This is a genomic window from uncultured Methylibium sp., assembly GCF_902826655.1.
Taxonomy (GTDB): domain Bacteria; phylum Pseudomonadota; class Gammaproteobacteria; order Burkholderiales; family Burkholderiaceae_C; genus Methylibium.
On record NZ_CADEFR010000132.1, the window covers coordinates 1 to 2,181 of the forward strand.

A 2,181-nucleotide genomic window follows, 5' to 3' on the forward strand; every position below is an offset into this window, starting at 1 on the left:
GCGAGGGGCTCGAACATTTCGGTTGTTGAAGGGCGAGGGCACTCTCGGCGCCCGCTCGTCCAAGACCGCTGCCTCGTTGGACGCGCAGTGCTTCGAATCAAGGCGGTCGGTGCAAGACCGCTTTGTTCGAGCCCCTCGCGGGCGAGCCGTGGTGAGCAGAAGTCCGGAGCGCAGCGACCGGGCCGCTCCACCCAGATGTCTGGCGTTCGGGCTCTTTCTTTGGTTACTTTCTTTGAGCCAGCAAAGAAAGTGACCCGCCTGCCGGGCGGAACCGGCGCGTCCTCACGAGGCCCACAAGGCTTTGAAGGAGCCAAGCAATGACGATCGACCCCAAGGCAATGGGCAAAGTCGCCGTCCTGCTGGGCGGCACATCGGCAGAACGCGACATCTCCCTCATGTCCGGCACCGGCGTGCTGAAAGCGCTGCAGAGCCAGGGCGTCGACGCCCACCCCTTCGACCCGAAGGACCACGACCTCGTCGAGCTGCGCAGCCAGGGTTTCCGGCGCTGCTTCATCGCGCTGCACGGTCGCCACGGCGAGGACGGCACGGTGCAGGGCGCGCTGGAGCTGCTGCGCATTCCCTACACCGGCAGCGGCGTGATGGCCTCGGCGATCGCGATGGACAAGGTGATGACCAAGCGCGTGTGGCTGGCCGAGGGCCTGCCGACGCCGCGCTACGCCGTGCTGGGCCGCGCGCAGCAGGACCGCGAGCACACGCGCACGGTGCCCGACCAGCTCGGCCTGCCGCTGATCGTGAAGCCGCCGCACGAGGGCTCGTCGATCGGCGTGACCAAGGTCTCGGGCTACTCGCAGATGCAGGCCGCCGTGGAACTGGCCGCGCAGCACGACCCCGAGGTGCTGTGCGAGGAGTTCATCGACGGCCCCGAGCTGACCTGCCCGGTGCTGGGCCAGGGCGCCGAGGCGCGCGCGCTGCCGGTGATCCGCATCGTGCCGCCCGAGGCCGGCTACGACTACCAGAACAAGTACTTCACCGACGAGGTGAAGTACCTGTGCCCGAGCGGGCTGCCGCCCGAGGAAGAAGCCGAGGTGCAGCGCCTGACGCTGGCCGCGTATCGCACGCTCGGTTGCCGCGGCTGGGGTCGCGCCGACCTGATGCTGCGCGCCAGCGATCGCAAGCCCTTCCTGCTGGAGATGAACACCTCGCCCGGCATGACCGGGCACTCGCTGGTGCCCATGTCGGCCAAGGCTGCCGGCATCAGCTACGAGCAACTGTGCCTGCAGATCCTGCAGGGCGCGGCGCTCGACGCCTGACGCGCGGACTTCGCATGGCCACCCGACGCCCCCGCCCCGCCGCCCCGCCCGCGCAGACGCCGTTCGACGTGCGGCTGATGAACGGCGCGAGCGCGCTGCTGTTCACGCTGGCGCTGCTGGCTTTCGGGGCCCTGGTGCTGGGCTGGGCCCTGCGCGCGCCGATGTTCAGCCTGCAAGGTGTGCGCATCGACGGCGACGTCGCGCGCAACAGCGCGGCGACGATCCGCGCCAACGCGATGCCCCGGCTTGCCGGCAACTTCTTCAGCATCGACCTCGTGCGGGCGCAGCGGGCCTTCGAGTCCGTGCCCTGGGTGCGGCGCGCCGCGGTGCAGCGCGTGTGGCCCGACCGGCTGGCGGTGCGGCTCGAGGAACACCGCGTCGCCGCGTGGTGGCAGGGCGACGGCAACGACCGCCTCGTCAACCTGCAGGGCGAGGTCTTCGAGGCCAACCCCGGCGACGTCGAGGACGACGACCTGCCGGTGCTGCGCGGCCCCGAGGGCAGCTCGGCCGCGATGCTGGCGATGCACCGCCGGCTGGCGCCGGCCTTCGCGGCGCTGGAGCTGCGGCTGGAGCGCCTGACGATGAGCGCGCGCGGCTCCTGGCGCGCCGAGCTCGACAGCGGCGCCGAGGTCGAGCTCGGCCGCGGCAGCGAGGCCGAGGTGCTGGCGCGCACCGAGGCCTTCGTCGGCACGGTCGGCCAGCTGACCACGCGCTACCAGCGCCCCCTGGCCTACGCCGACCTGCGGCACGCCGACGGCTACGCGCTCAAGCTGCGCGGCATCGGCACGCTGGCACCCGGTGCGACCACCAAGAAATAGAAGAGGGCACACGACATGGCCAAGGAATACAAGGATCTGGTGGTCGGCCTCGACATCGGCACGGCCAAGGTGATGGCGGTGGTGGCCGAGGT

Annotated in this window: 2 protein-coding genes; both read left to right on the forward strand. The window is 70.8% G+C overall.

Annotated features, from left to right (window positions below):
• Nucleotides 1-317: 317 nt before the first annotated feature.
• On the forward strand, nt 318-1,271 hold the full coding sequence (locus tag QZV97_RS20780) for a D-alanine--D-alanine ligase (RefSeq protein ID WP_295647310.1): 954 nt from the start codon (nt 318-320) through the stop codon (nt 1,269-1,271).
• Nucleotides 1,272-1,285: 14 nt separating this feature from the next.
• On the forward strand, nt 1,286-2,089 hold the full coding sequence (locus QZV97_RS20785) for a cell division protein FtsQ/DivIB (RefSeq protein ID WP_295647312.1): 804 nt from the start codon (nt 1,286-1,288) through the stop codon (nt 2,087-2,089).
• Nucleotides 2,090-2,181 lie beyond the last annotated feature (92 nt).

What these genes read in the sequence shown, in the direction of transcription:
- QZV97_RS20780 (WP_295647310.1), top strand. Translation starts at nt 318, where the DNA reads ATGACGATCGACCCCAAGGCAATGGGCAAAGTCGCCGTCCTGCTGGGC.
- QZV97_RS20785 (WP_295647312.1), top strand. Translation starts at nt 1,286, where the DNA reads ATGGCCACCCGACGCCCCCGCCCCGCCGCCCCGCCCGCGCAGACGCCG.